31 protein-coding genes and 2 tRNA genes are annotated in these 23,639 nt (G+C 64.7%); 21 read left to right on the top strand and 12 right to left on the bottom strand.

The features are described 5' to 3' along the window. Window positions 1-119: 119 nt before the first annotated feature. From NZK81_RS12390 to NZK81_RS12380, 3 genes are all read right to left on the bottom strand, one after another. Window positions 120-353 (bottom strand): hypothetical protein, encoded by a 234-nt coding sequence (locus NZK81_RS12390; RefSeq protein WP_260046398.1) that lies wholly within the window; start codon window positions 351-353, stop codon window positions 120-122. A gap of 231 nt (window positions 354-584) precedes the next feature. Next, window positions 585-1,811: a tyrosine-type recombinase/integrase gene (locus NZK81_RS12385; RefSeq protein ID WP_260046397.1), complete on the bottom strand. Its 1,227-nt coding sequence runs from the start codon at window positions 1,809-1,811 to the stop codon at window positions 585-587. Window positions 1,812-1,977: 166 nt separating this feature from the next. After that, window positions 1,978-2,064, bottom strand: a tRNA-Leu gene (locus tag NZK81_RS12380). 248 nt (window positions 2,065-2,312) lie between these two features. Between NZK81_RS12380 and NZK81_RS12375 the strand changes: the two genes are divergently transcribed. Further along, the gene (locus NZK81_RS12375) at window positions 2,313-3,278 is read left to right on the top strand and encodes a complex I NDUFA9 subunit family protein (RefSeq protein WP_260046396.1); all 966 of its coding nucleotides are present in this window, start codon (window positions 2,313-2,315) and stop codon (window positions 3,276-3,278) included. A gap of 72 nt (window positions 3,279-3,350) precedes the next feature. Here the strand turns inward: NZK81_RS12375 and NZK81_RS12370 are convergent, their stop codons facing one another. Then, window positions 3,351-4,022, bottom strand: a complete 672-nt coding sequence (locus NZK81_RS12370; protein ID WP_260046395.1) for a glutathione S-transferase family protein — start codon at window positions 4,020-4,022, stop codon at window positions 3,351-3,353. A 191-nt stretch (window positions 4,023-4,213) separates the two neighbouring features. On the opposite strand from NZK81_RS12370, the gene NZK81_RS12365 reads away from it, so the two are divergent. Both NZK81_RS12365 and NZK81_RS12360 read left to right on the top strand, forming a co-directional pair. Next, window positions 4,214-4,600 (top strand): VOC family protein, encoded by a 387-nt coding sequence (locus NZK81_RS12365; RefSeq protein ID WP_260046394.1) that lies wholly within the window; start codon window positions 4,214-4,216, stop codon window positions 4,598-4,600. Between the two features lie 27 nt (window positions 4,601-4,627). Then, entirely contained in the window at window positions 4,628-5,014 is a 387-nt protein-coding gene (locus NZK81_RS12360) for a VOC family protein (RefSeq protein WP_260046393.1), read from the top strand. 58 nt (window positions 5,015-5,072) lie between these two features. Here NZK81_RS12360 and metW read toward each other — a convergent pair whose 3' ends face one another. Both metW and metX read right to left on the bottom strand, forming a co-directional pair. Continuing rightward, window positions 5,073-5,669 carry a methionine biosynthesis protein MetW gene (gene metW / locus NZK81_RS12355; RefSeq protein ID WP_260046407.1) on the bottom strand — a complete coding sequence of 199 codons (597 nt, stop codon included), beginning with the start codon at window positions 5,667-5,669 and terminating at the stop codon, window positions 5,073-5,075. 8 nt (window positions 5,670-5,677) lie between these two features. Continuing rightward, the gene (gene metX, locus NZK81_RS12350; protein ID WP_260046392.1) at window positions 5,678-6,787 is read right to left on the bottom strand and encodes a homoserine O-acetyltransferase MetX; all 1,110 of its coding nucleotides are present in this window, start codon (window positions 6,785-6,787) and stop codon (window positions 5,678-5,680) included. Window positions 6,788-6,874: 87 nt separating this feature from the next. Here metX and hisC point away from each other — a divergent pair, with 87 nt between their 5' ends. Together hisC and NZK81_RS12340 are read left to right on the top strand one after the other, a co-directional pair. Next, window positions 6,875-7,987 carry a histidinol-phosphate transaminase gene (gene hisC / locus NZK81_RS12345; RefSeq protein WP_260046391.1) on the top strand — a complete coding sequence of 371 codons (1,113 nt, stop codon included), beginning with the start codon at window positions 6,875-6,877 and terminating at the stop codon, window positions 7,985-7,987. After that, window positions 7,984-8,904: a prephenate/arogenate dehydrogenase family protein gene (locus tag NZK81_RS12340; protein ID WP_260046390.1), complete on the top strand. Its 921-nt coding sequence runs from the start codon at window positions 7,984-7,986 to the stop codon at window positions 8,902-8,904. The genes hisC and NZK81_RS12340 overlap by 4 nt, the downstream gene beginning before the upstream one ends. A 4-nt stretch (window positions 8,905-8,908) precedes the next feature. On the opposite strand, the gene NZK81_RS12335 is transcribed toward NZK81_RS12340, so the two are convergent. From NZK81_RS12335 to ftsE, 4 genes are read right to left on the bottom strand one after another with little or no spacing between them, the layout of a single operon-like run. Continuing rightward, window positions 8,909-9,604 (bottom strand): lysophospholipid acyltransferase family protein, encoded by a 696-nt coding sequence (locus NZK81_RS12335; protein WP_260046389.1) that lies wholly within the window; start codon window positions 9,602-9,604, stop codon window positions 8,909-8,911. Then, window positions 9,604-10,137, bottom strand: coding sequence for a YdcF family protein (locus tag NZK81_RS12330; RefSeq protein ID WP_260046388.1), 534 nt, complete (start codon window positions 10,135-10,137; stop codon window positions 9,604-9,606). Before NZK81_RS12330 ends, NZK81_RS12335 begins: the two co-directional genes overlap by 1 nt. 28 nt (window positions 10,138-10,165) lie before the next feature. Further along, the gene (locus tag NZK81_RS12325; RefSeq protein WP_260046387.1) at window positions 10,166-11,068 is read right to left on the bottom strand and encodes a cell division protein FtsX; all 903 of its coding nucleotides are present in this window, start codon (window positions 11,066-11,068) and stop codon (window positions 10,166-10,168) included. Beyond that, on the bottom strand, window positions 11,068-11,781 hold the full coding sequence (ftsE, locus tag NZK81_RS12320) for a cell division ATP-binding protein FtsE (RefSeq protein WP_260046386.1): 714 nt from the start codon (window positions 11,779-11,781) through the stop codon (window positions 11,068-11,070). Before ftsE ends, NZK81_RS12325 begins: the two co-directional genes overlap by 1 nt. Before the next feature lie 149 nt (window positions 11,782-11,930). Here ftsE and NZK81_RS12315 point away from each other — a divergent pair, with 149 nt between their 5' ends. Further along, entirely contained in the window at window positions 11,931-12,815 is an 885-nt protein-coding gene (locus tag NZK81_RS12315) for an MJ0042-type zinc finger domain-containing protein (RefSeq protein ID WP_260046385.1), read from the top strand. A gap of 185 nt (window positions 12,816-13,000) precedes the next feature. After that, window positions 13,001-13,087: transfer RNA gene (locus NZK81_RS12310), tRNA-Leu, on the top strand. Window positions 13,088-13,170: 83 nt separating this feature from the next. Here the strand turns inward: NZK81_RS12310 and NZK81_RS12305 are convergent. Both NZK81_RS12305 and NZK81_RS12300 read right to left on the bottom strand, forming a co-directional pair. Beyond that, a complete protein-coding gene (locus tag NZK81_RS12305) occupies window positions 13,171-13,557 on the bottom strand; it encodes a DUF302 domain-containing protein (protein WP_260046384.1) in 387 nt (128 codons plus the stop codon). 129 nt (window positions 13,558-13,686) lie between these two features. Then, window positions 13,687-15,573, bottom strand: a complete 1,887-nt coding sequence (locus NZK81_RS12300; protein WP_260046383.1) for a bifunctional diguanylate cyclase/phosphodiesterase — start codon at window positions 15,571-15,573, stop codon at window positions 13,687-13,689. 266 nt (window positions 15,574-15,839) lie between these two features. On the opposite strand from NZK81_RS12300, the gene NZK81_RS12295 reads away from it, so the two are divergent. The 14 genes from NZK81_RS12295 (at window position 15,840) to NZK81_RS12230 (ending at window position 23,639) form a co-directional block, all read left to right on the top strand. Then, the gene (locus NZK81_RS12295) at window positions 15,840-16,034 is read left to right on the top strand and encodes a 4Fe-4S dicluster domain-containing protein (RefSeq protein ID WP_260046382.1); all 195 of its coding nucleotides are present in this window, start codon (window positions 15,840-15,842) and stop codon (window positions 16,032-16,034) included. A 27-nt stretch (window positions 16,035-16,061) separates the two neighbouring features. Further along, window positions 16,062-16,922: a 4Fe4S-binding leucine-rich repeat protein gene (locus NZK81_RS12290; protein ID WP_260046381.1), complete on the top strand. Its 861-nt coding sequence runs from the start codon at window positions 16,062-16,064 to the stop codon at window positions 16,920-16,922. Further along, window positions 16,919-17,134, top strand: coding sequence for a putative nitrogen fixation protein NifT (gene nifT / locus NZK81_RS12285; protein ID WP_260046380.1), 216 nt, complete (start codon window positions 16,919-16,921; stop codon window positions 17,132-17,134). Before NZK81_RS12290 ends, nifT begins: the two co-directional genes overlap by 4 nt. A gap of 4 nt (window positions 17,135-17,138) precedes the next feature. Further along, the gene (locus tag NZK81_RS12280) at window positions 17,139-17,981 is read left to right on the top strand and encodes an SIR2 family protein (protein ID WP_260046379.1); all 843 of its coding nucleotides are present in this window, start codon (window positions 17,139-17,141) and stop codon (window positions 17,979-17,981) included. Between the two features lie 306 nt (window positions 17,982-18,287). After that, on the top strand, window positions 18,288-19,877 hold the full coding sequence (nifB, locus tag NZK81_RS12275; protein WP_260046378.1) for a nitrogenase cofactor biosynthesis protein NifB: 1,590 nt from the start codon (window positions 18,288-18,290) through the stop codon (window positions 19,875-19,877). Between the two features lie 6 nt (window positions 19,878-19,883). Continuing rightward, entirely contained in the window at window positions 19,884-20,102 is a 219-nt protein-coding gene (locus tag NZK81_RS12270; RefSeq protein WP_260046377.1) for a 4Fe-4S dicluster domain-containing protein, read from the top strand. Window positions 20,103-20,109: 7 nt separating this feature from the next. Continuing rightward, the gene (locus NZK81_RS12265) at window positions 20,110-20,652 is read left to right on the top strand and encodes a hypothetical protein (RefSeq protein WP_260046376.1); all 543 of its coding nucleotides are present in this window, start codon (window positions 20,110-20,112) and stop codon (window positions 20,650-20,652) included. Then, the gene (locus tag NZK81_RS12260) at window positions 20,645-20,974 is read left to right on the top strand and encodes a nitrogen fixation protein NifZ (protein WP_260046375.1); all 330 of its coding nucleotides are present in this window, start codon (window positions 20,645-20,647) and stop codon (window positions 20,972-20,974) included. The genes NZK81_RS12265 and NZK81_RS12260 overlap by 8 nt, the downstream gene beginning before the upstream one ends. After that, entirely contained in the window at window positions 20,971-21,228 is a 258-nt protein-coding gene (locus NZK81_RS12255; RefSeq protein ID WP_260046374.1) for a nitrogen fixation protein NifZ, read from the top strand. The genes NZK81_RS12260 and NZK81_RS12255 overlap by 4 nt, the downstream gene beginning before the upstream one ends. A gap of 14 nt (window positions 21,229-21,242) precedes the next feature. After that, window positions 21,243-21,611: a DUF3024 domain-containing protein gene (locus NZK81_RS12250; RefSeq protein WP_260046373.1), complete on the top strand. Its 369-nt coding sequence runs from the start codon at window positions 21,243-21,245 to the stop codon at window positions 21,609-21,611. A 15-nt stretch (window positions 21,612-21,626) separates the two neighbouring features. Then, on the top strand, window positions 21,627-21,902 hold the full coding sequence (locus NZK81_RS12245; RefSeq protein WP_260046372.1) for a hypothetical protein: 276 nt from the start codon (window positions 21,627-21,629) through the stop codon (window positions 21,900-21,902). Beyond that, window positions 21,899-23,077 carry a DegT/DnrJ/EryC1/StrS family aminotransferase gene (locus NZK81_RS12240; RefSeq protein ID WP_260046371.1) on the top strand — a complete coding sequence of 393 codons (1,179 nt, stop codon included), beginning with the start codon at window positions 21,899-21,901 and terminating at the stop codon, window positions 23,075-23,077. Before NZK81_RS12245 ends, NZK81_RS12240 begins: the two co-directional genes overlap by 4 nt. Window positions 23,078-23,096: 19 nt before the next feature. Then, window positions 23,097-23,378 (top strand): 2Fe-2S iron-sulfur cluster-binding protein, encoded by a 282-nt coding sequence (locus NZK81_RS12235; RefSeq protein ID WP_260046370.1) that lies wholly within the window; start codon window positions 23,097-23,099, stop codon window positions 23,376-23,378. A 12-nt stretch (window positions 23,379-23,390) separates the two neighbouring features. Next, complete coding sequence (locus NZK81_RS12230; protein WP_260046369.1) at window positions 23,391-23,639, top strand: BolA family protein; 249 nt, start codon at window positions 23,391-23,393, stop codon at window positions 23,637-23,639.

Raw genomic sequence — 23,639 nt, 5'->3', positions numbered from 1 at the left:
CAATAACGCCATGTCGATCACTCCAATGTCCCCCGACGCAACAGCCAGGGGAAAGGTCAGAACATGGGTCACTTCTCAGCGGAAATTTATGCCTCTCCCGGGTCAACTCTCAGCGGAAATCAACACGGTGTGATCTCTGGATCGCCGACGTTAACAGCGAGCGATCGTGGGCATTTGAGGTCAAACAGCATTTTTCTGCCGCCAAGATTCGACAATCGACCTTTGATGCCCGTCTTGAGCGCGCCCGCACGGACGCGAAAGATGTGGATCGCGACGAAGCAGATTTGCGGGTTGGCTGTCTGATCGCGGTGCCCGGATTGAATTTTGAGCAGACCTCGGAAGTCATCGAGCATTTCGATAGCCTCTGTTCGCAAGCTGATGTCGCATTTCGGATCGGCGGTGGCGTAGGCTCAATATGGCTTGCGTTCGCATTTGTGGATTAACGGGCTGGGTTGCTCGTCGGAGGCCGCCGCCACTTTGAACTGAACGGCCGCTTCGGTCGATGCCCGACGCTTTCATGCACGACCGAGAACGGCAAGATCGTCCCAACTCCGGTAAATCTGAGCAGCTATTCAATCTTCTCTTCAAGCGCCAAGTGCGAACGAGCCCTTGATGACCTTCCCGCCGTCACGAATGGTATCGAGGTAGTCGCTCCACCACTGCGCCATGCGGACACGTTCATCCCAGTGCTTGCCGCGGTGATAGACGCCACGAACAGCGTTACTATCGCCGTGAGCCAATCCTCGTTCGATCGCGTCCGGATTCCAGAGGCCGCTCTCGTTCAGCATGGTTGAAGCGGTTGCCCGTAGACCATGAGCGGTGACCTCGTCCTTTGTGAAGCCCATCCGGCGGAAGGCGGCATTCAAAGTGTTCTCACTCATCGGGCGCACCGAAGCACGGGCGGAGGGGAATACATAGCCCTCGGTACCAACCATCTCGGCAAGTTCCTTGAGATACCCGACCACCTGCGTGGACAACGGCACGGCATGAGGGCGGCGCGCCTTCATCTTTCCCTCTGGGATGCGCCAGACGCCTTCTTCCAGGTCGATCTCCTTCCAATCGGCATGCCGCAGCTCGCCAGGGCGGACAAAGACATGGGGTGCGATGAGCAGCGCGTACCGGGTGATGAAGTTGCCAGTGTAGTCCTGGATTGCGCGCAGCAGCCCGCCAAGATCCTTCGGCTCAAGGATCGCTGCATAGTGCTTTGCCTTGGGCGTGATCAGCGCCCCGCGGAGCATGGTCGTAGGGTCGCCTTTGCAGCGCGTCGTGGCAACCCCATAGCGAAACACGCGGCTCGCAAAGGATCGGGTCTTTTTAGCGGTCTCGTGCTTGCCCTTCGCTTCGAGGCGCTTGAGGGGAGCCAGCACCTCAAACGGCTCAATCTCGTCGATCGGGCGGCTGCCGATGGCATCTGTCAGCTGGTCGAGGAAGAAGTTCGCCTTGATGATGGTCGCATCCGCCCGACCGTTCTGCACCATCATCTCATCAATATACTCGCGTGCCACCGCCTCGAATGTTTGGGCGGACAGGAATTCCGAACGGATCTTCTGCTTGCGCTTCTCCATCGCCGGGTCACCGCCCGACGCGACTTTGACGCGAGCCTCGTAGGCAGCTTGGCGCGCGTCCTTGAGATTGATTTCAGGATAGGAGCCGATGGAGAGCTTCTTCTCGACGGTGCCGATTCGATAGCGAAATCGCCAGAGTCTGCCGCCCGATGGAGAGACCTCGATGTACAATCCGCGATCATCGGCGACCTTGTACGGTTTGTCCTTTGGCTTGAGCGCGCGAAGCCGAGTTTCGGTCAGAGGCATGTGCGGGCCTTTTCCCAATGTGGTTTTTGCAGAGGCCCGCAAAAGGCCCGCAAAAATGTGCGGAACCCCCGAGAAAAGGCGGGACGATCCGGCACGATCCAAGGGCCAATTCCCTTGGATTTCTGCGGGTTTAATACACTTTTTGGGATGTTCCGAGAAGAACAAATGGTGCCCAGAAGAGGACTCGAACCTCCACGCCCTTTCGAGCGCCGCCACCTGAAGACGGTGCGTCTACCAATTCCGCCATCTGGGCACGGGCGGGGTTGCCGGATCGCCATCCCCGCTAGGTAGGAGCGCGCCTCTACGCAGGCGGGGCGGGCTTGTCAACTGGGGGAGGGGCAACATTTTTTCTGTCGGTCGGGTTGTGTCGGGCAGGGTGACCGTGCGCCGGGGGCAACTGTCCGGTTGCCCCTGCTGCGGCCTTGTGGCAGGGGCGAAAATCATGTGCTGCGGCGCGGGATAGTGAAGGCTCGCGCGGCGACGGAAGGACTGAATCTGACCATGAGCCAACGCCCCATCGATTCCCTTGCAGGCAAGATCGTCACTGTCCTTGGTGGCAGTGGATTTGTAGGCAGGCATCTGGCGCAGGAATTGCTCGCGCGTGGCGCGCGCCTGCGCATCGCGAGCCGTAATCCGCGAAAGGCCTATGCCATCAAGCCGCTCGGCAACCTGGGGCAGGTCCAGTTTGCCCGCGTCGACGTGACGCGGCCCGATTCGCTGGCCGCAGTGCTTGCCGGATCGGATGCGGTGGTGAATCTGGTCGGCGCCTTTGCCGGCGATCTTGATGCCCTGCAGGGCAATGGGGCAGGCGGTATTGCGGCTGCCGCGAAAGCCGCGGGCGCGAAGGCCTTCGTTCATGTCTCGGCGCTCGGCGCGGATGCCGGATCGGATGTGGACTATGCCCGTACCAAGGCCGAGGGCGAGCAGGCGGTTCGCAGTGCCTTTCCGGACGCGACGATCGTCCGCCCCTCTCTGATGTTCGGGCCCGACGACAAGTTCGTGATGATGTTCGGCGGCCTGATTACCCGGATGCCGGGCATGCCGGTCTTCGCGCCGGAAGCGAAGCTGCAGCCGGTTTTCGTCGACGATGTCGCCGAAGCGATTGCCAACGCCCTTGCAGATCCCGCGGCGCATGGCGGGAAGATATACGATCTGGCCGGCCCCGAAGTGGTGACCATGCTCGAACTGAACGAGCGTATTGCCGCTGCCGAGGGCCGTTCGCGCAGCTTCGCGGCATTGCCCGATGCGGTCGCGGGGCTGATCGCCACGCTGACGGGCTGGCTGCCCGGCGCGCCGATCACCAGCGACCAGTTCAAGCTGCTCAAGGCAGGCAGTGTCGCGAGCGGCACGGTACCCGGCATCGCCGATCTCGGCGTATCGCCCCGTCCTCTCGGCCTGTTCCTCGATCGCTGGATGGTCCAGTTCCGCAAGCACGGCCGCTTCGGCGTCAAAAACGCGGCGGCCTGACGCAGGCCTCGTGAAGGGTGAGGGGGCAGCGCCGCTGTCCTCTCGCGGCCCATGCGCCGGAAAACTGGAAAACTAGGAGTCCACTTCCGCGTAGTGGCTGGGCGGCTGGATTACTTCCATTCGCTCTGAAAGGAGCGGGCGGAAGGAAGGCCTGGACTTCATCACGAGATACCATCCGCGCGCCTGTTCATGGCTCGACCAGTCGAGTCCGCCCAGATAGTCCGCCACCGAAATCTGCGCCGCCGCGGCAAGGTCGACCAGGGTCATCGTCGATCCGGCGAGCCAGGGGCGGTTGTCGATCAGGTAGTCCACGTAATCGAGGTAGTCGTGCGCGAGCTTCATCGATTCGCGCAGCACTCTGGCATCGGGCGACTGACGCAACACGAGGCGCTTCTTCATGCGCTCGTGGAGCAGGGGGCCGGATACGTCGAGGAAGAAGTTCTCATCGAACATTGCGATCAGCCGGCGGATTTCGGCGCGCTGCTGGGCGGTGCCGCTGATCAGCGGATTGCGCTCGACGGTTTCCTCGAAATATTCGCAGATGGCACGGCTGTCCGAGAGGACGATATTGCGCTCGGTTTCCTTGACGACAGGGGTCCGGCCCGCCGGGTTCATCGCGAAGAGGCGGTCTTCCCCTTCCCAGGGGCGCGTGCTCTGGAGTTCGTAGGCAATCCCCTTTTCCGCCATCAGCAGCCGTACCTTGCGGCTGAAGGGGCAGAGCGGGAACTGAAAGATATGCCACATGCCGTTTCGATGCCAAAGCTGCGGCGGGGCGTCCACCCGGCGCGGCTTTGGCAGGGGGACGAAACGCGTGGATAAGTCGGTAAGGTGTTTGCCGCGGACAGATCGCTATGACGCGGGATTGAATGGTTGACCGCTGTCGACGGGGGCGACAATCTCCGCGCCGAAACACAACCCCCGCAAGCGGAGAACCCATGTACAGCCACATCTGCGTAGGCAGCAACGATCTCGCCAAGGCAAAGACCTTCTACGACGCCGTGTTCGGTGCGCTCGGTGCCACGCCGATCATGGCCGATCCCGCTGCCGGCCGTATCGCCTATGCCAACAAGGGGGCGAACTTCATGGTCTGCAGCCCGATCAACGGGGAGCCGGCGACGTTCGCCAATGGCGGCACCATCGGTCTTGGCTGCGACAGCGCCGAGATGGTCGATGCTTGGCACAAGGCCGGCTGCGAGGCGGGCGGCGCGACTTGCGAAGATCCGCCGGGCGTGCGCGAATTTCCGTTCGGCAAGCTCTACCTCGCCTATCTGCGCGACCCGGACGGCAACAAGCTCTGCGCGCTCTACGCGATGGGCGAATAAAGCAGGACGACAAGGGAGAGGAAAAACATGCTGCTCAAGTCCATCCGTCTGGGGTCTGACGACCTCGCGAAGACGCGCGCCTTCTATGATGCCACTTTCGGTGCCCTGGGCGTGGCGGAGTGTTCGACTCCGGAGCAGTATCCTATCGTGATGTGGGACCTTGGCGGCGTGAAGTTCCTCCTCGGTCCCGCACGCGATGGCCAGCCTTGCACTTTCGCGAACGGCGGCACGATCATCTTCGAGGCAGATAGCGAGGATGCGGTGAAGGCCTGGCACGCGGCTGGTCTGGCCAGCGGCGGCACCAGCGAAGGCGAGCCCGAAGCAAAGCCGCAGGCGCGCGGCGCTTTCGGCGCCTATCTGCGTGATCCGGACGGCAACAAGCTGGGGGCCTATTTCGGTCTGCAGATGGGGTGATCCGGCAAGGCCAAGGGCCGGTGCCGGACGGGGCAGGCCCGGCCCGCGTCGTTGGCCGTCAGGGCTTGCGCGAGAGCAGGTACACCGCGTGTTCGGCGCGGAAATTGGCCGCTGCCGCGCTGCATTTCGTGTCGCCCGAGAGATACCAGCGCCCTTCCACGGTGATGCCGCGCTCTTTCAGAAGCGCGCGGAAGTCGTTGATGGTCAGGTGGTGGATGTTGGGCGTTTCGTACCAGGGCACCGGCAGCAGCCGTGTCACCGGCATGCGCCCGTTCCAGAAGAGCGAGAGCCGCACGCGCCAGTGGCCGAAGTTCGGAAAGCTGACGAAGGCCTTGCGTCCGATGCGGAGCAGGTCTTGGAGCACCTTGTCCGGGCGCATGGTGGTCTGCAGCGTCTGCGAGAGAATCGCGTAGTCCACCGACTGGTCGGGATAGAAGGCAAGGTCCTTGTCGGCATCGCCCTGGATTACCGACAGGCCCTTGGCGACGCACTTCCCGACATTGGCCGGATCGAGTTCCATGCCGCGCGCGTCGCAGCCCTTGTCATCGCGCAAGGCCTGCATCAGCGTGCCATCGCCGCAGCCGACGTCGAGCAGGCTCGATCCGGGCGCGACATTGGCGGCGATCACCGCAAGGTCGGGGCGCAGGGCGTGCATGTCCGGGCTCACTGGTTCAGGAATCCTTCGACGACGCGGTCGAGCGCGGGGACGTCGAGCAGGAACGAGTCGTGCCCGAACGGCGCGGAAAGCTCCACGAAGCTCACCGGCAGGCCGGCGGCGTTGAGAGCGTGGACGACGTTGCGCGATTCGGCTGTGGGATAGAGCCAGTCGGTGTCGAAGCTGACCAGACAGAAGCGTGCCTTCGATTTCGCGAAAGCACGGGCGAGCATGCCGCCGTGTTCCTCGGCGAGGTCGAAATAGTCCATGGCCCGGGTGATGTAGAGATAGGAATTGGCGTCGAACCTGTCGGTGAACGAGAGCCCCTGATAGCGCAGGTACGATTCGACCTGGAAATCGGCGTCGAATCCGAAGGTCTTTTCCTCGCGGTCCTGCAGGCGGCGACCGAACTTGGCGGTTAGGCCTTCTTCCGACAGATAGGTGATGTGTGCGGCCATGCGTGCGACGGAGAGGCCTTTTTCGGGTCCCTTGCCGTGGGCGTAGTAATCGCCTTCGCGCCATTCCGGGTCGGCCATGATCGCCTGGCGGCCGACTTCGTGAAAGGCGATGTTCTGGGCCGAATGGCGCGCGGTCGAGGCGAGCACCAGCACCGAGCGGGCCCGCTCGGGGAAATTGGCCGCCAGCGACAGCGCCTGCATCCCGCCCATCGATCCGCCGACGACGGCGTGAAGCTGCTCGATGCCCAGGGCGTCCAGCAGGGCGACATGGCCGCGCACCATGTCGCGGATGGTGATGACGGGAAAGCGCATGCCCCACGGCTTGCCGTCCGGGGCGGGGCTCGCCGGGCCGGTCGAGCCCATGCAAGAGCCGATCACATTGGCGCAGATGACGTGGAACTTGTCGGTGTCGATCGGCTTGCCGGGGCCGACCATGCGCACCCACCAGCCGGGCTTGCCCGTCTTGGGGTGGTGGGAGATCACGTGCTGGTCGCCCGTCAGCGCATGGCAGATCAGGATCGCGTTGTCCTTGGCCGGGTTCAGCGTGCCATGCGCTTCATAGGCGATGCGCACGCCGGACAGGCTCTGCCCGCCGTCGAGCGGGAGCGGATCGGCCAGTTCGAGGACCTGGCTCTCATGGGCGATCGGTGCGGTTGCCATAGCGATTTCGTGAAGTGGGGAACCGCCCGTCCCGTGTCAATCGCCCCCTGTCATTCGGGCGCGCGCTGGGGTAAAGGCCCGCGCGTCATGAGTGAAACCGAAACCCGTAGCAAAGCCCCGACCCCCAAGCCCTGGATCGCGGCGCTTCATGCCTATGTTCCCGGCAAGTCCGCCGGCAAGGACGGGCGCCCGCTGATCAAGCTTTCGGCGAACGAGAATCCGCTTGGCACTAGCGAGGCCGCGCTTGCGGCCAGGGCGAAGGCGCCGGCGCTCTACCCGGACCCGGACAGCAAGGACTTGCGCGCGCGGCTGGGCGATCTGCACGGGATCGACCCGACGCGCATCGTCATGGGCACCGGGTCGGACGAGCTGCTCAACCTTGCCGCGCAGGGCTATGCCGGGCAGGGCGACGAAGTGGTCTATGTGCGTTACGGCTTTTCCGTCTATGACATCGCCGCGCGCCGTTGCGGCGCCACGCCGGTGGTGGCACCCGATGCGGACTACGGCACCGATGTCGATGCCTTGCTGGCTCTGGTGACCGACAGGACCCGCGTGGTCTTTGTTGCCAACCCCAACAACCCGACCGGCTCCTACCTCCCCAGCGGCGAGATAGCGCGTCTGCACGCGGGGTTGCCGGCGGATGTGCTGCTGGTGATCGACCAGGCTTACGGTGAATATGTTGCATCGGAAGACGAGGATGGCGCGATGGCGCTGGCCGCGGCACACGAGAACGTGCTGGTCACGCGTACCTTCTCCAAGATCTTCGGCCTCGCAGGGGAACGCATTGGCTGGGGGACCGGCGCGCCGGGGATCGTCGCCACGCTCAATCGCATCCGCGGGCCGTTCAACGTTTCGAGCACCGGGCAGGCGATGGCCGCTGCCGCGCTGGGCGACATGGCTTTCGTCGAGCGCAGCCGGGTCCACAACCGCGACGAGCGTGCCCGATTCGTCGAGCAGATCGAGGCCATGGGCAACCATGGCCTGCGCGCGCTGCCGAGCCAGGCGAACTTCGTGCTGGTGCTCTTCGAAGGCGCATTGACTGCCGAGGCCGCTTTCGAGGGACTGGCCGCGCGGGGCTATATCGTGCGATGGTTACCCAACCAGGGGCTGCCGCACGCGCTGAGAATTACCATCGGCCATTCGCACGACATGGATGTCATCGCGGCGGGGCTGCGGGAAATGGCAGAGGCCGCAAAATGATATTCCAGCGTGTTGCCGTCATCGGGCTCGGGCTGCAGGGCGGTTCGATCGGGCTTGCCGTGCAGGAATTTCTGCCGGGAGTCGTCACGACCGGCTATGACATTTCCGCCGACAACCGCGCGCGTGCTGCCGAGCGGGGCCTCGTCCACAAGGTCTGCGATACCGCCGTCGATGCCGCCAGGGACGCCGATCTGGTGATCTTCTGCGTACCGCCCGGCGTGATGGGCGAGGCGGCAGCGGCCATACGCGACGTGCTGCCCGCGGGTTGCCTGGTGAGCGACGTCGGATCGTCCAAGCAGGCCATCGCGAAGGCACTGGGCGAGGCGCTGCCCGATCATATCGTAATTCCCGCGCACCCGGTTGCCGGTACCGAGAATTCGGGACCGGACGCGGGTTTCGCGCACCTGTTCCGCAACCGCTGGTGCATCGTCACCCCGCCCGAACAGACCGACCTGCTCAAGCTCTCGACGCTGGTGGAGTTCTGGGAAGCGCTCGGCGCCAATGTCGAGATCATGACGGCAGAGCACCACGATCTCGTGCTCGCCGTGACCAGCCACCTGCCGCACCTGATCGCCTACACCATCGTCGGCACCGCTTCCGATCTCGAAGACGTGACGCAGAGCGAGGTCATCAAGTATTCGGCCGGCGGCTTCCGCGACTTCACGCGCATCGCCGCATCCGATCCCACGATGTGGCGTGACGTGTTCCTTTCGAACAAGGACGCGGTGCTTACCATGCTGCAACGCTTCACCGAGGACCTGACCGCGCTGCAGCGCGCCATCCGCGTGGGCGATGGCGATACCCTGTTCGACCATTTCAAGCGTACCCGCGCGATCCGTCGTTCGATCATCGAGGAAGGGCAGGACGATTCGCGCCCCGACTTCGGTCGCGGCGATCACGAGAGGGGCAGCGCCTAGTCGTTTAGTCGTTCAGCGCGTTGATCGCCGTCTGCACCCGCGCTTCCAGTTCCTCGCGCGGCAGGCCGGGTTCGATGCGCTGGCCGACGCGGATGGTGATCGTGCCCGGCTTCTTCCAGCGGCGCTGGTAGAGCCGTCCGCTGTTAACCGCGACAGGAACCACGGGCAGCTTCAGCAGCTTGTAGAGGCCGGCAAAGCCCGATTGCAGTTGGTGCCGCTCGCCGGTCGGGACACGTGTTCCCTCGGGAAAGATGACGAGCGGCCGATCCTTGGCAGCGAATGTGCGGGCGTTGGCGACCATGCTGCGCAGGGCCTTCGCGCCTTCGCCGCGTTCGACCACGACAATGCCGTAGCGCTTCGCGGCCCATCCCCAGCCGGGGATTCTGGCCAGTTCCACCTTGGGGAAGGGTACCGGCCAGTCCATTTGCACGGGCAGGTCGATCGCTTCGAAGAAACTCTCGTGCTTGACTGCCACGAGCACGCCTTCGTTGGGCAGTTCGCCTTCGATCACCACCCGGATTCGCAGAAAGATGCGCGCGCAGAGGCGATGGTAGCCCGACCATGCGCGCACGACCCGGCGCATCGGCCGGTCGCCGGCTGCCGCGACCGCGAAGGCCGCCAGCACGAAGAAGAGCGTGCCCGGATAGAACGCCATGTAGAAAGCCAGGCTGCGCAGGATGTCGGCGGGTGTCGTGCGCATTAGCGGCCGGCCAGATTGAGCGCGGTGCGCGCCAACATCTTGTGGTACTCGAGGATCAGCGCGCCCAGGCTCGGCCGGGATGGCACGGCGTCACGCACCAGCGTCACGCCCGGCGGCAGTTCACGGCCCAGTTCGCTGGCCGCGCGGCGCATGTGCCAGTCCGCGGTCACCAGCCGCACCGACCGGGCCTTGTGCTCGCTGACCCATTGCGCGGCCTCCTTGGCGTTGGAATGCGTGTCATAGGCCTGATAGCCAAGCGTGACGCAGCACTTCATCAGCTGGTCCGGCACGGAGAATTCGGCCGCGAATTCGCCCGGCGTCACTTCGCGGTCGACACCCGAAACCAGCAGGCGTGGCGCCGCGTCGGCCTTGAGCACGTCGAGCGCGTGCTCGATCCGGCCCTGGCTGCCCGTCAGGACGATGATCGCGTCGGTGCGCACGTCGGAAGGCACTGGCGGCGGCAAGGCGACCGCGAACCAGAGGAACCCGAAGAGCCAGATGAGCACGATAAAGGCGGCGATGCGGCGGAACATGGGTGAGCTATATAGGAACTTGTGTCTACTATAGCATCTTGCGCAAGGCGTGGAGAACCGTAAGGCGCGCGGTAACCATGGCGAGCAGGGTGGCCAGTATCGGCACCAGCGCCAGCAGCAGCCAGTCGCTCCAGATCAGCGCGCCATTGTCGACCAGCCCGGCGCCGAGTCCCGCGAAACGCCGCGCCAGCACGAGAATGACCGCCAGTGCCAGCGCCAGCCCGACCGTGCCGCCGCCGGCCGCGTCGTAGCCGATCGAGCGCTGGAAGACGCGGGCCACCTGGGCATCGGTGCCGCCCAGCAGGTGGACGATCTCGATGGTGTCGCGATTGGTCCCGAGCGCGGTGCGCGCGGCCAGCAACACGGCCGCTGTCAGAGCCAGGGCCAGCAGCACGACAAGGGCGATGGACAGGACTTGAAGCGAGACCATGGCGTCGAACACAGGTTTCAGCCAGTTGGATTGTGCGTCGACGCGTGCGCTGGGCGCGACCGGCTTCAACGTCTGTTCGATCGCCGCGAGCTGTTTCGGCGTTGCCGGGCTTTTCAGGCGCACGTCGATCAGGGCCGGTACGGGGATCGCCGATCCGGTCGCCGTGCCGATGCCGGTGCCTAGCCACGGCTCGATCAGCGCGTCGAGTTCGGCCTGCGGGACCAGCCTCAGGCCGGCCACGTCCGGCATGACCTTGATGGCGCGGACCGCACGCCGGGCTTCGGCCTCGCGCACGTCGGCGCGCGGCTCGAGGATCTGGATGGTGACGCCGCCCTCGATCTCGGCGCGCGCGGCCGAGATGGCGTTGCCCAGCGCGAGGCCCGCCGCGAGCGCGATGGCGGTCATCGCCACCATGATTGCGATGACCCAGGGCATCGGCCCGGACATGCGGGTCTGCGGGATCAGTTCCGATTTGTTTCCGGTGAACAGGCGGCGTATCATCACGTCGTCTTTCGGGGCGGATAGCGCAACGCGCCGGTCGGATCGGAGAGCCGGCCGCGGTCGAGCCGCATGATCAGGCTGTCGGGAACCTTGCGCAGCAGGTCGAGGTCGTGGGTCGCGACCACCACCGTGGTGCCTTGCCGGTTGAGCATTTCGAACAGCCGCATGAGCTTGAGCGCCATGTCGGGATCGACGTTGCCGGTCGGCTCGTCGGCGACAAGCATGGCCGGGTGCGCGATCACCGCCCGGGCGATGGCCACGCGCTGCTGCTCGCCGCCCGAAAGCGTGGCGGGGCGGGCATCCATTCGGTCGGCAAGGCCAACCCAGTCGAGGATGTCGCGCACGGGGCCGACAAGATCATCCTCGCGGTGTCCGGCCACGCGCAGCGGCAGGGCCACGTTGTCAAACGCGGACAAGTGCTGGATCAGCCGGAAGTCCTGAAACACCACCCCGATCCGGCGGCGCAACTGCGGCAGGCGGCTGCGGGGCACGGTGATCGCGTCGGTTCCGAACATGCGGATCGCCCCGCGCGAGGGTCGCTGGGCAAGGTACAGGAGCTTCAGCAGCGAAGTCTTGCCTGCGCCGCTCGCCCCGGTGAGGAAGTAGAAGCGCCCCGGGAACAGGGTAAACGTCAGGTCGCTCAGCACCTCGCGATCGGTGCCGTAGCGAAGGCCGACATTGTCGAAGTGGATGATTTCCCCGTCCGCGGTCATGTTCGTCTGGTTACTATGTCCGTTGGGTTCGAAACGGGCGACACCGGCGGATATAACGAGCAATGTATGTGGAAAAAAGGGCAACAGATCGCGAACCCACAGCTGGAAAGCTTGTCGCCTGCAAGTCAACCGTGCTTATGGGAGTGGTCATGATTATCGCCTGCCCAGCCTGCTCGACGCGTTATGCCGTTCCGGATAGCGCGATCGGTGTGGACGGCCGCACCGTACGGTGTGCGAAGTGCCGTCACAGCTGGTTTCAGGAAGGCCCCGAGCTCGAAGCGGTGCAGGCTGCCGGCGCGGCCTCGCCGCCGCCACAACCCGAAGCAGAGCCCGATGCGCCGCCGGCGCCGCGGCGCCGGACGTCGTTTGCGCCGCTTCACGATGCGGAGCCTGCTCCGCGGCGGGCACCCGAGCCCCCGGCAGCTGAGGCGCCGCCCGCTGAGTCTGCACCGGTCACCGAATCCGAACCTGACATCGGCCCGCTACCGTCGCCGCCGCCGCGCCGGTTCGATCGCATAAGGCCCGCCCGTTACGACGATACCGAGGCCATGCACTACGCCGATGAAGCGGCGTCGAGCTTCGATTTCTCACCACCGTTCCGGCCCCGTCGCAACTGGACCAAGATCGGGACTTATGCGGCAGGGGTATTTGCCGTGGTCACTCTGGGCCTGGCGGGCGCCGTGGCCGTGGGCGGATTGCCCGACTGGGTGCCGATCCCGCGCGCGACCTTCCAGCAGGGGCAGCCGGACCTGCAGATCGATTTCCCGCGAAACCGGCAGGATCGCAAGCCGCTGCCAGACGGTACGGAATTTTTCAGCGTCAGCGGCACGGTGAGCAACATCGGGCGCGAGGCGCGCTATGTCCCGTCGCTGCTGGTCGTGCTGCGCGACGAGCGCAACCGCATCGTCTACGAAAAGGAAATCGTGCCGCCCAAGCGCAAGCTGGCCCCGGGCGAGACGATTACCGTCAACGAGGCCCTGACCGACATTCCCAAGGCCGCGCGCACGGCCGAGATCGGCTGGAAGCCCGATTGAGTCGCTTTTCCCGCCGCCCGGTGCCGGGCGGCGAGAGGCGGCGGCGGCGCGATCTGCGGGGGCTTTTCCGCAGCGATCGGAAGATTCTCGAAAATATCTTGCGAGACTCGCTTGCGGCCCCCGAATCCCTTTGCTAAGGGCGCGCTCCTGCCACGGGGCGGTTCTGATCCGCCCCGTTTGATTTAGCGGTCGTGGCGGAATTGGTAGACGCGCAACGTTGAGGTCGTTGTGGGCGAAAGCCCGTGGAAGTTCGAGTCTTCTCGACCGCACCAGGCAGTTTCGGAACAGCACTGATTTTTGCCTTCGGGCACCCGGCTTTGCGCCTTTCTCTGGCTGGTATGCCGCTGGCGGATGATCACAGCTTCTCGATGACGCGCGACAGCTTCTCGCGCACGGCCAGTGCCGCGCCCTTCAGCCGCGGATTGTCGATCGCCTGCATCGAGGCGACGGGGTCGATGGCGGCCACCTCGACTTTGCCCGATGAAAGTTGCTGGACGACGACGTTGCAGGGCAGCATCGTGCCCACCTTGTTCTCGAGTTGCAGGGCTTCGTAGGCCAGCTTTGGATTGCAGGCGCCCAGGATGACGTAGGGGGCAAGGTCCAGGCCCAGTTTGGCCTTCATCGTTTCGTGCACGTCGATCCGCGTGAGAATGCCGAACCCTGCCTTCTTCAGCGCCTCTTCGACGCGCACGATGGCCTCGTCGAATCCCGCATCGAGCGCGGTGGACAGGTAATAGCTCATTGTGTTCTCCCAATATGTTCCGGTTCCACCGGTCCGGTTATTTGCTTGGCCCCCTTCCAGGGCGCGCTCTTGTGCCATGGCCAGCTCCTCATGGCGAGTTCGGGCCTGTTCGGGAAAGGTCCCGAACGGTCATTTCCGCAGGCGTTCGGGCTCTGATGACGAGGATGAGGATTCGCGCTGCGGCTGGAGGGGCTGTCCGGGAAGCGGGACGCCGTGCGGATTGGTGGCAGCGTGGTGCATCAGCAAACGGCTCGCGTCGCCGCGGTTCACGCAGGGCGAGAACAGGAAGCCCTGGCCTAGTTCGCAGCCCAGATCGAGCAGAGCCGCAGCCTGTACGGGCGTTTCCACGCCTTCCGCCGTGATCGACGCGTCGAGCTTTCTGGCGATGGCGACCAGCCCCGCGATAATCGTTCCGCTGACCTCGTCGACCGGAAGGCGGGCCGTGAAGGACTGGTCTATCTTGATGAAGTCCACCGGCAGGTCGAGGAGGTGGGTCAGCGAAGCGAAGCCGGTGCCGAAATCGTCGAGCGCGATTCGCACGCCTCGGTCCTTGAGCGCGACAACCGCATCGATCACGGTCTTGTCGTGGTCGTCGATGTAGACGCTTTCGGTCACTTCCAGAACAAGGCGTTCGAGCAGGGCCTTCTCCACGAAGATCTCGTCCAGCGCGGACTGCAGGCGGCCGCCGCGCAAGTCCGCGGCAGTGACATTGACGCTGACCGAGCCGAAATCGATGCCGTGGTCGAGCCAGCGGCGCATGTCGTCACGGACTGACGTGAACATGCGGTGGGTCAGCAGGCTGGCGATATGCGCGTCGCTCATGGCTTCGGCAAAGGTTGCGGCCGGCAGGACATCTCCGGCCGGCGAGATCATCCTGCACAGCGCTTCCAGACCGACGATACGCTGATCGTCCAGTCTGACGATCGGCTGGTACCAGGCCTCTATCCGGCCCTCGTTCAGCGCGGCATCGACGTTCTGCATCGAAGAGAGCCGGGCCGTCATGCGGGTGTCGATGCCGGGCCAATAGCGCACGAAGGCCCCCCGGTTGGTCTCCTTGGCATGGTAGAGCGCGAGATCGGCGTTGCGCAGCACAGCCTGGGGGTCTGTTTCGTCCCCCGTCACGATGGCAGCGCCCGTCGTCGCTTCCGGCACGATCGAGAAATGTGCGAACTCGACCGGAGCGGCGAGGACCGTGGACACCTCCTGGGCGGTCTGCGCGAGATCGCTCAGACGCTTGGGGTCCTTGATCAGGATGACGAATTCGTCCCCGCCGATACGAAAGGCACTGTCGGGAATGGCGAATTGGCCAAGACGGAAGGCGACTTCCTGTATCAGCTCGTCGCCGATGGCATGGCCGAACGTGTCGTTGATCGTCTTCAGGTTGTCGAGGTCGATCACCAGCAGCGCCCAGCTACCGGGCTTGTCGCAGTCCAGATGTGCAAGGGCCCTGGTGAAGCTGCCGCGATTGGGAAGCGACGTCAGCGCATCGGTATTGGCGCGCAGTTCGCGGGCGGTCACGCGCTGATGGCGGGCGAATGCCAGGTCGCACAGATGGAGGCAGGCGCTAACCATCTCCCGCTCATCGTCGGTGGGGCCGCGCTTTGCCCTGAAATAGAGCGCAAAGGTGGCCAGGACTATGCCCGATGTATCGACCAGCGGTGAAGACCAGCAGGCCTTGAAGCCTATCGAGAGCGTCGCTTCCTGGAAAGCGGGGAACGGCATCCAGCGCGGATCGGTGGCAATGTCGGTAATGACCACCGGCTTGCCGGTGTAGGCGGCGGTCCCGCAGGAACCGACGTTGGGGCCGACCGACAGGTTGTCCAGCGATTGCGAATAGGCCTTGGGCAGGCTGGGCGCGGCGAGGGGGTGAAGCGTGCCGTTTCGATCGACGGTGAGGACCGAGCAGGCAACGTCCGGAAAGCGCGCCTCGATGTGCCGGCAGATATGATCCATCACATCGGCAAGCGAGGAGCCCTTGACGATCAATTCAAGTATCTCGGCCTTGAATTCCAGCACATGCCGTCCGTTCTGTTCGTGGTGTATTTTCGTCCTAAGGGGTTGAGGTTAATCATCCCTTGAGATTTTCTTCCGCCCGGGGCCGCTCCGGCCGGTTTTCCGGCACGGCGGACCGCTCTCGCCGTCGCGTGCGGGATGGACGAATCTCGACATGCTTTGTCGCAGACGCGACATCGCCCGGCGCGCGAAAAGTGCGAATTTCCGACAATCCGGGCGCTGGCATGGTTCCTGCTTTGCTGACAGCAAACGACAGCAGGAGACCTTCCATGGCCTACAAGATCATCGCTTCGCAGTGCACCGGGTGCAGTGCCTGCGAGTTCGAGTGCCCCAATGCCGCGATCTCGATGAAGGGCGATACCTTCATCATCGACCCGGCCAAGTGCACCGAATGCGAGGGACAATACGACCATCCGCAGTGCGACACCGTCTGCCCGGTTCCCAAGACCTGCGTCCCGGCCTGAGCCGGACGTTCCGGGCGAAGTCCGGTGGTGGACGATGATCTTGCCGTCGCTCTCGACTGGAAGGGGCGGCCGATCCGTTGCCGCGAGTGCGATCATCAGGCGATCAACGCGATGGGGCTTTGCGCCAAGGGCAAGGCTTGCATCCGGGATCGCCGTGCCCGGCGGGTGGAACGGTTTCTGAAGGGAAACCCGGATCTGGCCGACCAGTATCTCGACCATCCCTACTTCGAAGTGCGGGCGGGGGCTGCGCGTTATGCCAATCTGTTTCGGTTGCCTCCGCTGCTCAGCGACCCCGAACCCGAAGTGCGGGCCATGGCGACGTTGCGCCTGCCCGAAGACCGGATCCGCCACATGATCCGCGACGAGGACACCGACGTGCGTATCGCCGCGGCCTCTCGGCTCAAGGGAGCGGACCTGATGCCCGCGATCGACGACGAAGCGTACATGGTGAGGATCACGGCGGTGCGCCGCATGCCCATCGAAATGCTGCCGCTGGTCCGCCACGATCCTGACCCCGAAGTGCGGGCATGGGTCGCGCGGCGCATCGACCTGCGGGCGCTGCCGGACATGTGCTTCGACATCGATCCGCTGGTCCGCCGCGAGGTCGCGCAGCGCTTGCCGCTCGACCAGTTGCGCCTGCTCGTCACCGACAGCGATTTTCGCGTGCGCTTCACCGTGGCCGAACGGATCGCGGAGGAGGAGCTGGTGCCGCTGCTCGAAGACCCGGAAGTCCCTATCCGGGAACTTGCCCGCGAACGCATCGCGCAAGTCCCGCACCTGGCCCATGTGCTCTCGCCCAGGCCGACAGTGCTGCGTCTGCTCGACCCATCCTCCCCGTCGGAGGACCAATCGCCCCCTGACCAACCATCCAAGGAACCACGCCGATGAAAGTCATGATCCGCCGCGCCGACGGCGTGCTATCCGCCTACGTTCCCAAGAAGGACCTTGAGGAGCCGATCGTCGAGACCGAACTCGAAACGCTCTGGGGCGGATGGGCGAAGCTTGCCAATGGCTGGGTGCTCGAACTGCCTGAGATGGCGGATGACACCAGCCTGCCGATCACTGTCGATGCGCGCAAGCGCGTGAGTGCGGAGGACTGATCCGATGGCCCAGGACCTGCTCGAAAATCCGCTGGTGCTGCTCGACGAGGTGTCGGCCGGGCTCAAGGCGGGCACGATGGTGCCCTATATCGGCCCGGGCATCTCGGCGCTCGAGCCGCAACGGGTGCCGATGGCGCCGGGGGCGCTGGCGGACTTCTTCGCCTCCAAGACCACGCTGCCCAAGCGTGCGCAGGGCAATCCCTGGGCGGCGGCGCAGTACATCGAGAGCTACCGTTTCCGCGACACGGTGACGCTGTGGATGCAGGAAGCCTTTTCCGCGTCCGTGCCGGTATCGCCGTTTCATGCCTGGCTGGCCGGGCTGCCGTTGCCGCTGATCGTCGACACTTGGTACGCGGGGGAGATGCGCGCGGCGCTGGCCGGACGCGATGACTGGGCCGAAGTGCAGGGCATCACCCGCGCCGGCATCGGTGAGGACCGCTGGTTCCGCTTCTACGATGCGGCCGGTAATCCGGTGGACGCGGGCGAGGCTGCTGCGGCCAGAACCCTGCTCTACACGCCGCATGGCGGGATCGCGCCCGATGCCAATTTCCTCATCTCCGATGCCGACTATGTCGAGGTGCTGACCGAGATCGACATCCAGACGCCGATCGCCGAGGAAGTGCGCCGCCGCCGCACGGGCATGGGCTTCGTGTTCATGGGCTGTCATTTCCACGATCAGCTCCTGCGCACATACGCGCGCCAGATCATGAAGCGTTCGTCCGACCGGCATTACGCCGTCGTCGATCTTGCAACGCTGACCCGCAACGAGCGTCGCTTCCTCGACGAGCAGTCGATCCACGTCATCGACATGCCACTGGGCGATGCGCTCGAACGCCTGATGGCCTGAACCGAACCTCACTGCCCCGGGTTTCATGCGACCGGGTGGAACGCCTGCACCGTCCTTGCTCTCCGAGGACGGTGCCCTTGTATCTGGAGCATGGCCTTTCGGCGAATGCATCGGGCGCGGCCATGTCGTGGTCGCGACAATGGCACAAAACGCACAGACAATTCCCGACATACGGTGCTGCATTGCGGCATGAAAATCCCCGAAATCCAGCAAATGCGCGGTTTGGCACGCTGCTTGCGACGCAACATCCATCATCATGAAGCGGGCGGTAGCCCCCGCCGTCACGCAACAGATCGGGGAGTTTCCATGACCGAAGCCTTTTTCCCGGAAGACCATTCGAACGGTTCCGTCGATTCCGCCTCCAGCGCCGACCCTGCGGTCGACATCTCGGACGTCATGCAGAAGATGGCCGAGCACAAAGGCTGCGGCACCGAAGGCGGCAGCGGCAAGGCCAGCTGCGGTTCCAGCGGCGGCCCCGAGGATATGCCCGCCGAAATCTGGGAGAAGGTGAAGAACCATCCCTGCTATTCGGAAGAAGCGCACCACCACTATGCCCGTATGCACGTGGCCGTGGCGCCTGCCTGCAACATCCAGTGCAACTACTGCAACCGCAAGTACGACTGCGCCAACGAGAGCCGTCCCGGCGTCGTTTCCGAGCGCCTGACGCCCGAGCAGGCTTCGAAGAAGGTACTGGCCGTTGCCTCCACCATCCCGCAGATGACCGTTCTCGGCATTGCCGGTCCGGGCGATCCGCTCGCCAATCCGGGCAAGACCTTCGAGACGTTCCGTCTGATCAGCGAAGTCGCGCCCGACATCAAGCTGTGCCTCTCGACCAATGGCCTCGCGCTGCCCGACTGGGTGGATGAGATCGCCAAGTACAAGGTCGATCACGTCACCATTACGATCAACATGATCGATCCCGAAGTGGGCCAGCATATCTATCCGTGGATCTTCTGGGAGAACAAGCGCCTGCAGGGCTACGAGGCCGCCAAGATCCTGACCGAGCGCCAGCTTCTCGGCCTCGAGATGCTCACCGAACGCGGCATCCTCGCCAAGATCAACTCGGTGATGATCCCCGGCATCAACGACAAGCACCTTGTTGAGGTGAACAAGGCGGTGAAGTCGCGCGGTGCCTTCCTGCACAATATCATGCCGCTGATCTCGGCGCCCGAGCACGGCACCGTGTTCGGCCTCAACGGCCAGCGCGGCCCGACCGCGCAGGAGCTGAAGGCCCTGCAGGACGAGTGCGAGGGCGACATGAACATGATGCGCCACTGCCGCCAGTGCCGCGCCGACGCGGTTGGCCTGCTGGGCGAGGACCGTTCGGCCGAGTTCACCACCGACAAGATCATGGCCATGGAAGTCGAGTACGACGCCGAAGGCCGCAAGGCCTATCAGCAGGCCGTCGAAAGCGAACGGCAGGCCAAGGTCGAGGCCAAGAAGGGCCAGCTCGACGGTCTGGAAGCGGCCGGCGACATGAAGCTGCTCGTGGCCGTCGCCACCAAGGGGCACGGCGTAATCAACGAACACTTTGGCCACGCCAAGGAGTTCCAGATCTACGAACTCTCGCAGACGGGCGCCAAGTTCGTCGGCCACCGCCGCGTCGATCTCTACTGTCAGGGCGGTTACGGCGAGGAAGACGCGCTGGAGACCGTCATCAAGGCGATCAACGACTGTCACGCGGTCTTTGTCGCCAAGATCGGGGGCTGCCCCAAGGCGGACCTGACCGAAGCCGGGATCGAGCCTGTCGACCAGTACGCCCACGAGTTCATCGAACAGTCGGCGCTGGTCTGGTTCAAGGACTACCTGGTCAAGGTGGCAGCGGGCGAGATCGTTCACACCGATCGCGGCGATGCGGCTATCCGCCAGGGCGCCCTGATCCAGCAGGCGGGGTGACGGGCGATGGCCTACAAGATCGTCGGCAGCCAGTGCACCAATTGCACCGCCTGTGAGGCCCTGTGCCCGAACGAGGCGATATCGGAGGCGAAGGGCACCTTCGTCATCGATCCCGCCAAGTGCACCGAGTGCATCGGCCATTTCGATACGCCGCAGTGTGTCGCCATCTGTCCGGTGGACGAGACCTGCGTGATCGACAGCGCCTATCCCCGGTACGAGGCGTGAGGGTGTGATGAACGGGCCGCTCTTCGAAGGCTTTGGTGGGGCATCGGACGCGGTGGAGCGTTCGATCCTTGCCAGCCCGCTGCTGGGCGGCGGGCTGCCTGCCGAAGCGCGCGCCCATCTCGACCGGGCGGCCGAGCGCTATCACCTCACCGACGTGGCCGAGACGCACTTGTTCGAGGCCGAGTCGATAGCGCCCGATCACGCCGCCGTGCTGATCGCGCTCTATCGCTTCTACTTCTACAAGGGCCGCCTGTCCGAAGCGCTCGACGTCGCCCGCGTCTGCGTCGAAAAGGCGCTGCGGCTCAACGTCTTGGACGAAGACTGGCGCAAGGTCTCGCCCGAGGATGCGCCGTTCGGCGAGTGGGAAGCGCTCCTGCCGCGTTTCCTGCTCTTCAGCCTCAAGGGCTACGCCTATCTCTCGCTGCGCCTCGGCAAGCTGGAGCAAGGGTGCGAGGCAGCGGAGAAGCTGCTCGAACTCGACCCGCGCGACCGGATCGGAGCGAAGGTGCTGCTCGACGTTCTCGACCGCATGGAGGAGGACGATGGCTAAGATCGTACGCGACAGCGAAGTCGTCGAGCTCAACGGCCCGCCCGCCTTTCGCTACGGCGAGCGGGTGCGCGCAAGGCGCATGGTGCGCAACGACGGCACCTATGCCGGCAAGGAAATCGGAGACTTGCTGGTGAAGAAAGGCGAGGAAGGGGTGGTCGTCTCGATCGGAACCTTCCTCCAGCAGTTCTACATCTACGGCGTCGAGTTCATGGACAGCGGCAACCGCGTCGGCATGAAACGGCGCGAGCTCGATCCGCTCTTCGGCGACGAGGAAGACGAAGAACTGCCCTGTGCGCTTCCGGCAAGGGAGATCGCGCAATGACGATGATGGATATTCGCGAACCCGTTTTCGGCTGGGGCGAGCGCGTTGCCGCCGCGGTCGATCTCGTCAACGACGGCAGCTATCCCGGCGTTGCTGCCGAAGCGGTGCTGGCAGAAGCGGGCAGCGTGGGGGAGATCGTCAACGTCGGTCACCACGCCGACGCCAACATCCCCGTCTATCTCGTGGAGTTCCTTGCAGCATCCGGCACCCAGGTGGTCGTCGGATGTCTCGAGGAAGAGCTTGTCCGGGTCTGAGGAGGGAAGGGGACATGTCCATCGCTTCCGCCATGCGCCGCCGGACTGCCGAACCCGCCGTGGCCCGTCAGCCCAACGAGATCGACCTCATGCGCGTGACCCGCACGCTGCAGCAGCGCGAGCGCTATCGCTACGTCACGCCGAGCGTCGTTTCGGTCGTTGATGGCTACCTCGTGCGCAGCCCCTGCTGTTCGCGCAATGTCGATCCCGAAGGGGGCGAAATCGACGTGGCTCTGCTCACCTGGGATGAGGCGCGCGGCGAATGGTCGCTCTCGCGCCGCGACCACGAGGCGCAGTGCTGGATCGAGGATGGCCGTTTCGCCCGGCTGGGTGAGTTGCTGATGCGGCTCAATGCCGATCCGGCACGGCAGTTCTGGCAGTAGCGGAAGGGCATACCCATGGCACTTGCAGTAGAAGACATCGCCCGAATCGACGCCTTGCTTGAGGCGTTGGGAACCGGCGCCGAACCCGATGCCGTGGCCTATGCGCTCCAGTGCCTGGTCCCCGGGGTGGGGCTGCGCCAGTGCGACGCGTCCGATGTTCTGGAAGATCCGTTCCGCTCTGCCGGGGCCTGCGACCTGCACTTGCTCGACACCTCCAACCACTGCATCCGGGTGATGGATAGCCCGGCCGAGGCGACCGGCATCCTGCTGGCGGCGAAGGTGGTGGCATGAGTGCCGAAGTCGTCTCGATCGCCAATGGCGAACCGTTGCAGATCCCGCTCTGCGATCCGGACCTGACGCAGGGAGATCTCGACGCGGTCAGCGCCGTGCTGTGCGGAGACCGCTTGGGCGAAGGCCCCATGGCCGAACGGCTGGAGCGAGAGTTCGCCGCGCATTGCGGCCGTGCCAAGGGGATCGCCGTTTCCAGCGCCGCGCTGGGCCTGCTGATCGCGCTCACGGCCAAGGGCATCGGCGCGGGTGATGAAGTGATCCTGTCCGCGCATGGCTTTCGCGAGTTGGGGCATGCGGTCCTGCGCACTGGTGCCACCCCGGTCTTCGCCGACATCGACTACTGGTCCGGTTGCCTCTCTGCCGGCAAGGCCGCCGACAAGGTGACCGAACGCACCCGCGCGATCATCGCTGGCAACACGTCTGGTCACCCTGCGGACTGGCCCGCGCTGCGCGAGCTGGCCGATGCGCATGGCCTGTTTCTGATCGAGGATTCGAGCGAGGCGATCGCATCGCGTCACAAGGCGGGGATCGTCGGCAGTTTTGGCGATGTCGCGCTGTTCGATTTTGCCCAGCCGGGCGTGATCTGCTGCGGCGAGGGCGGCATGATCGTCACCGACGATGCCACGCTCGCCATGACCATGCGCCGCCTGCGCGCGCGCTCGCTGTCGGACCGCGCATCGGTGTCCGCCGGTGTCGATGCCCCGTTCGGCGCCGCGCTGGGGGAAGTGACCGCCGCGCTGGCGCTCTCGCAACTGTCCCGCCTCGACGTGCTGCTGGAAAGGCGGCGCGGGGTTCAGGCTATGTACGACGGCTTCATGCAGAGCTTTGAGGGGATCAAGCCGCCCTACATCTCGCCCGATGTCGAGGAGGTGCACTGGTTCCTCTACGTCGTCCATCTCGGCACGCGCTTCAGCAAGTCCTCGCGCGATGCGATCCTGGACGACATGCACACCGAAGGTGTGGACGCCCATGCCTATTCCAGCCCGCTGCACCTTCAGCGCGCCTACCGCGAGCGCGGCTGGAAGAAGGGCGATCTGTTCGTGACCGAAAAGGTTGCCGACCGCGCGATCGCCATGCCGTTTCACGCCCATCTCACGCCCGAGCAAGTCGCCTTCATGGTCGCGCGCCTCAAGGACGCCTCGATCAACAGCGGCGCGGGTGCCGCCATTTATTGAAGACAGGAAGACCACTGCCATGACTACGCTTACCATCATGCCTTCAGGAAAGACCGTGGACGCGCCCGAGGGTGTTTCCCTGCTCAAGCTCATCAACGGTGTCGATCCGGCCGAGCACACCTGCTCGGACGCTTGCCACCTCTTCGTGCTCGAAGGCCGCAAGGGCCTCTCGAAGATCGGTGCCGAGGAAAACGGCAAGCTCGACATGATCGTCGGTGTCGGCTCGAAGTCGCGCATGGCGTGCGACGCGACGATCCTCGGCACCGAGGACGTGACCGTCGAAGTCCTCACGTTCGTCTGAGGAGATCCGGCCATGCCGATGGACGCAGCCGAAATCGAAAGCCGCATCACCGAGGCCTTCCCCGATGCCAAGGTGCTGATGGTCGACATGGCCGGTGACGGCGATCACTGGGCGGCGCGCGTCACCTCCGCCGCCTTCGCCGGCAAGAGCCGGATCCAGCAGCACAAGATGGTCTACGCCGCGATCGGCACCGACATGGGCGGCGAACTGCACGCCCTCGCGCTGCAGACTTTCGTTCCCGAACCCCAGACAGGAGAATAG

Source organism: Novosphingobium mangrovisedimenti (assembly GCF_025153475.1).
In the GTDB taxonomy this organism is placed as follows: Bacteria; Pseudomonadota; Alphaproteobacteria; order Sphingomonadales; family Sphingomonadaceae; genus Novosphingobium; species Novosphingobium mangrovi_A.
The sequence above is the reverse complement of the archived record's forward strand: the minus strand, read 5'-3'. Positions and strand labels throughout refer to the sequence as shown.

Bases quoted from the DNA above. Each gene is read 5' to 3' on its own strand.
- NZK81_RS12390 (WP_260046398.1), bottom strand. From the start codon at position 353: ATGCTCGATGACTTCCGAGGTCTGCTCAAAATTCAATCCGGGCACCGC.
- NZK81_RS12385 (WP_260046397.1), bottom strand. From the start codon at position 1,811: ATGCCTCTGACCGAAACTCGGCTTCGCGCGCTCAAGCCAAAGGACAAA.
- NZK81_RS12375 (WP_260046396.1), top strand. From the start codon at position 2,313: ATGAGCCAACGCCCCATCGATTCCCTTGCAGGCAAGATCGTCACTGTC.
- NZK81_RS12370 (WP_260046395.1), bottom strand. From the start codon at position 4,022: ATGTGGCATATCTTTCAGTTCCCGCTCTGCCCCTTCAGCCGCAAGGTA.
- NZK81_RS12365 (WP_260046394.1), top strand. From the start codon at position 4,214: ATGTACAGCCACATCTGCGTAGGCAGCAACGATCTCGCCAAGGCAAAG.
- NZK81_RS12360 (WP_260046393.1), top strand. From the start codon at position 4,628: ATGCTGCTCAAGTCCATCCGTCTGGGGTCTGACGACCTCGCGAAGACG.
- metW (WP_260046407.1), bottom strand. From the start codon at position 5,669: ATGCACGCCCTGCGCCCCGACCTTGCGGTGATCGCCGCCAATGTCGCG.
- metX (WP_260046392.1), bottom strand. From the start codon at position 6,787: ATGGCAACCGCACCGATCGCCCATGAGAGCCAGGTCCTCGAACTGGCC.
- hisC (WP_260046391.1), top strand. From the start codon at position 6,875: ATGAGTGAAACCGAAACCCGTAGCAAAGCCCCGACCCCCAAGCCCTGG.
- NZK81_RS12340 (WP_260046390.1), top strand. From the start codon at position 7,984: ATGATATTCCAGCGTGTTGCCGTCATCGGGCTCGGGCTGCAGGGCGGT.
- NZK81_RS12335 (WP_260046389.1), bottom strand. From the start codon at position 9,604: ATGCGCACGACACCCGCCGACATCCTGCGCAGCCTGGCTTTCTACATG.
- NZK81_RS12330 (WP_260046388.1), bottom strand. From the start codon at position 10,137: ATGTTCCGCCGCATCGCCGCCTTTATCGTGCTCATCTGGCTCTTCGGG.
- NZK81_RS12325 (WP_260046387.1), bottom strand. From the start codon at position 11,068: ATGATACGCCGCCTGTTCACCGGAAACAAATCGGAACTGATCCCGCAG.
- ftsE (WP_260046386.1), bottom strand. From the start codon at position 11,781: ATGACCGCGGACGGGGAAATCATCCACTTCGACAATGTCGGCCTTCGC.
- NZK81_RS12315 (WP_260046385.1), top strand. From the start codon at position 11,931: ATGATTATCGCCTGCCCAGCCTGCTCGACGCGTTATGCCGTTCCGGAT.
- NZK81_RS12305 (WP_260046384.1), bottom strand. From the start codon at position 13,557: ATGAGCTATTACCTGTCCACCGCGCTCGATGCGGGATTCGACGAGGCC.
- NZK81_RS12295 (WP_260046382.1), top strand. From the start codon at position 15,840: ATGGCCTACAAGATCATCGCTTCGCAGTGCACCGGGTGCAGTGCCTGC.
- nifT (WP_260046380.1), top strand. From the start codon at position 16,919: ATGAAAGTCATGATCCGCCGCGCCGACGGCGTGCTATCCGCCTACGTT.
- NZK81_RS12280 (WP_260046379.1), top strand. From the start codon at position 17,139: ATGGCCCAGGACCTGCTCGAAAATCCGCTGGTGCTGCTCGACGAGGTG.
- nifB (WP_260046378.1), top strand. From the start codon at position 18,288: ATGACCGAAGCCTTTTTCCCGGAAGACCATTCGAACGGTTCCGTCGAT.
- NZK81_RS12270 (WP_260046377.1), top strand. From the start codon at position 19,884: ATGGCCTACAAGATCGTCGGCAGCCAGTGCACCAATTGCACCGCCTGT.
- NZK81_RS12265 (WP_260046376.1), top strand. From the start codon at position 20,110: ATGAACGGGCCGCTCTTCGAAGGCTTTGGTGGGGCATCGGACGCGGTG.
- NZK81_RS12260 (WP_260046375.1), top strand. From the start codon at position 20,645: ATGGCTAAGATCGTACGCGACAGCGAAGTCGTCGAGCTCAACGGCCCG.
- NZK81_RS12255 (WP_260046374.1), top strand. From the start codon at position 20,971: ATGACGATGATGGATATTCGCGAACCCGTTTTCGGCTGGGGCGAGCGC.
- NZK81_RS12250 (WP_260046373.1), top strand. From the start codon at position 21,243: ATGTCCATCGCTTCCGCCATGCGCCGCCGGACTGCCGAACCCGCCGTG.
- NZK81_RS12245 (WP_260046372.1), top strand. From the start codon at position 21,627: ATGGCACTTGCAGTAGAAGACATCGCCCGAATCGACGCCTTGCTTGAG.
- NZK81_RS12240 (WP_260046371.1), top strand. From the start codon at position 21,899: ATGAGTGCCGAAGTCGTCTCGATCGCCAATGGCGAACCGTTGCAGATC.
- NZK81_RS12235 (WP_260046370.1), top strand. From the start codon at position 23,097: ATGACTACGCTTACCATCATGCCTTCAGGAAAGACCGTGGACGCGCCC.
- NZK81_RS12230 (WP_260046369.1), top strand. From the start codon at position 23,391: ATGCCGATGGACGCAGCCGAAATCGAAAGCCGCATCACCGAGGCCTTC.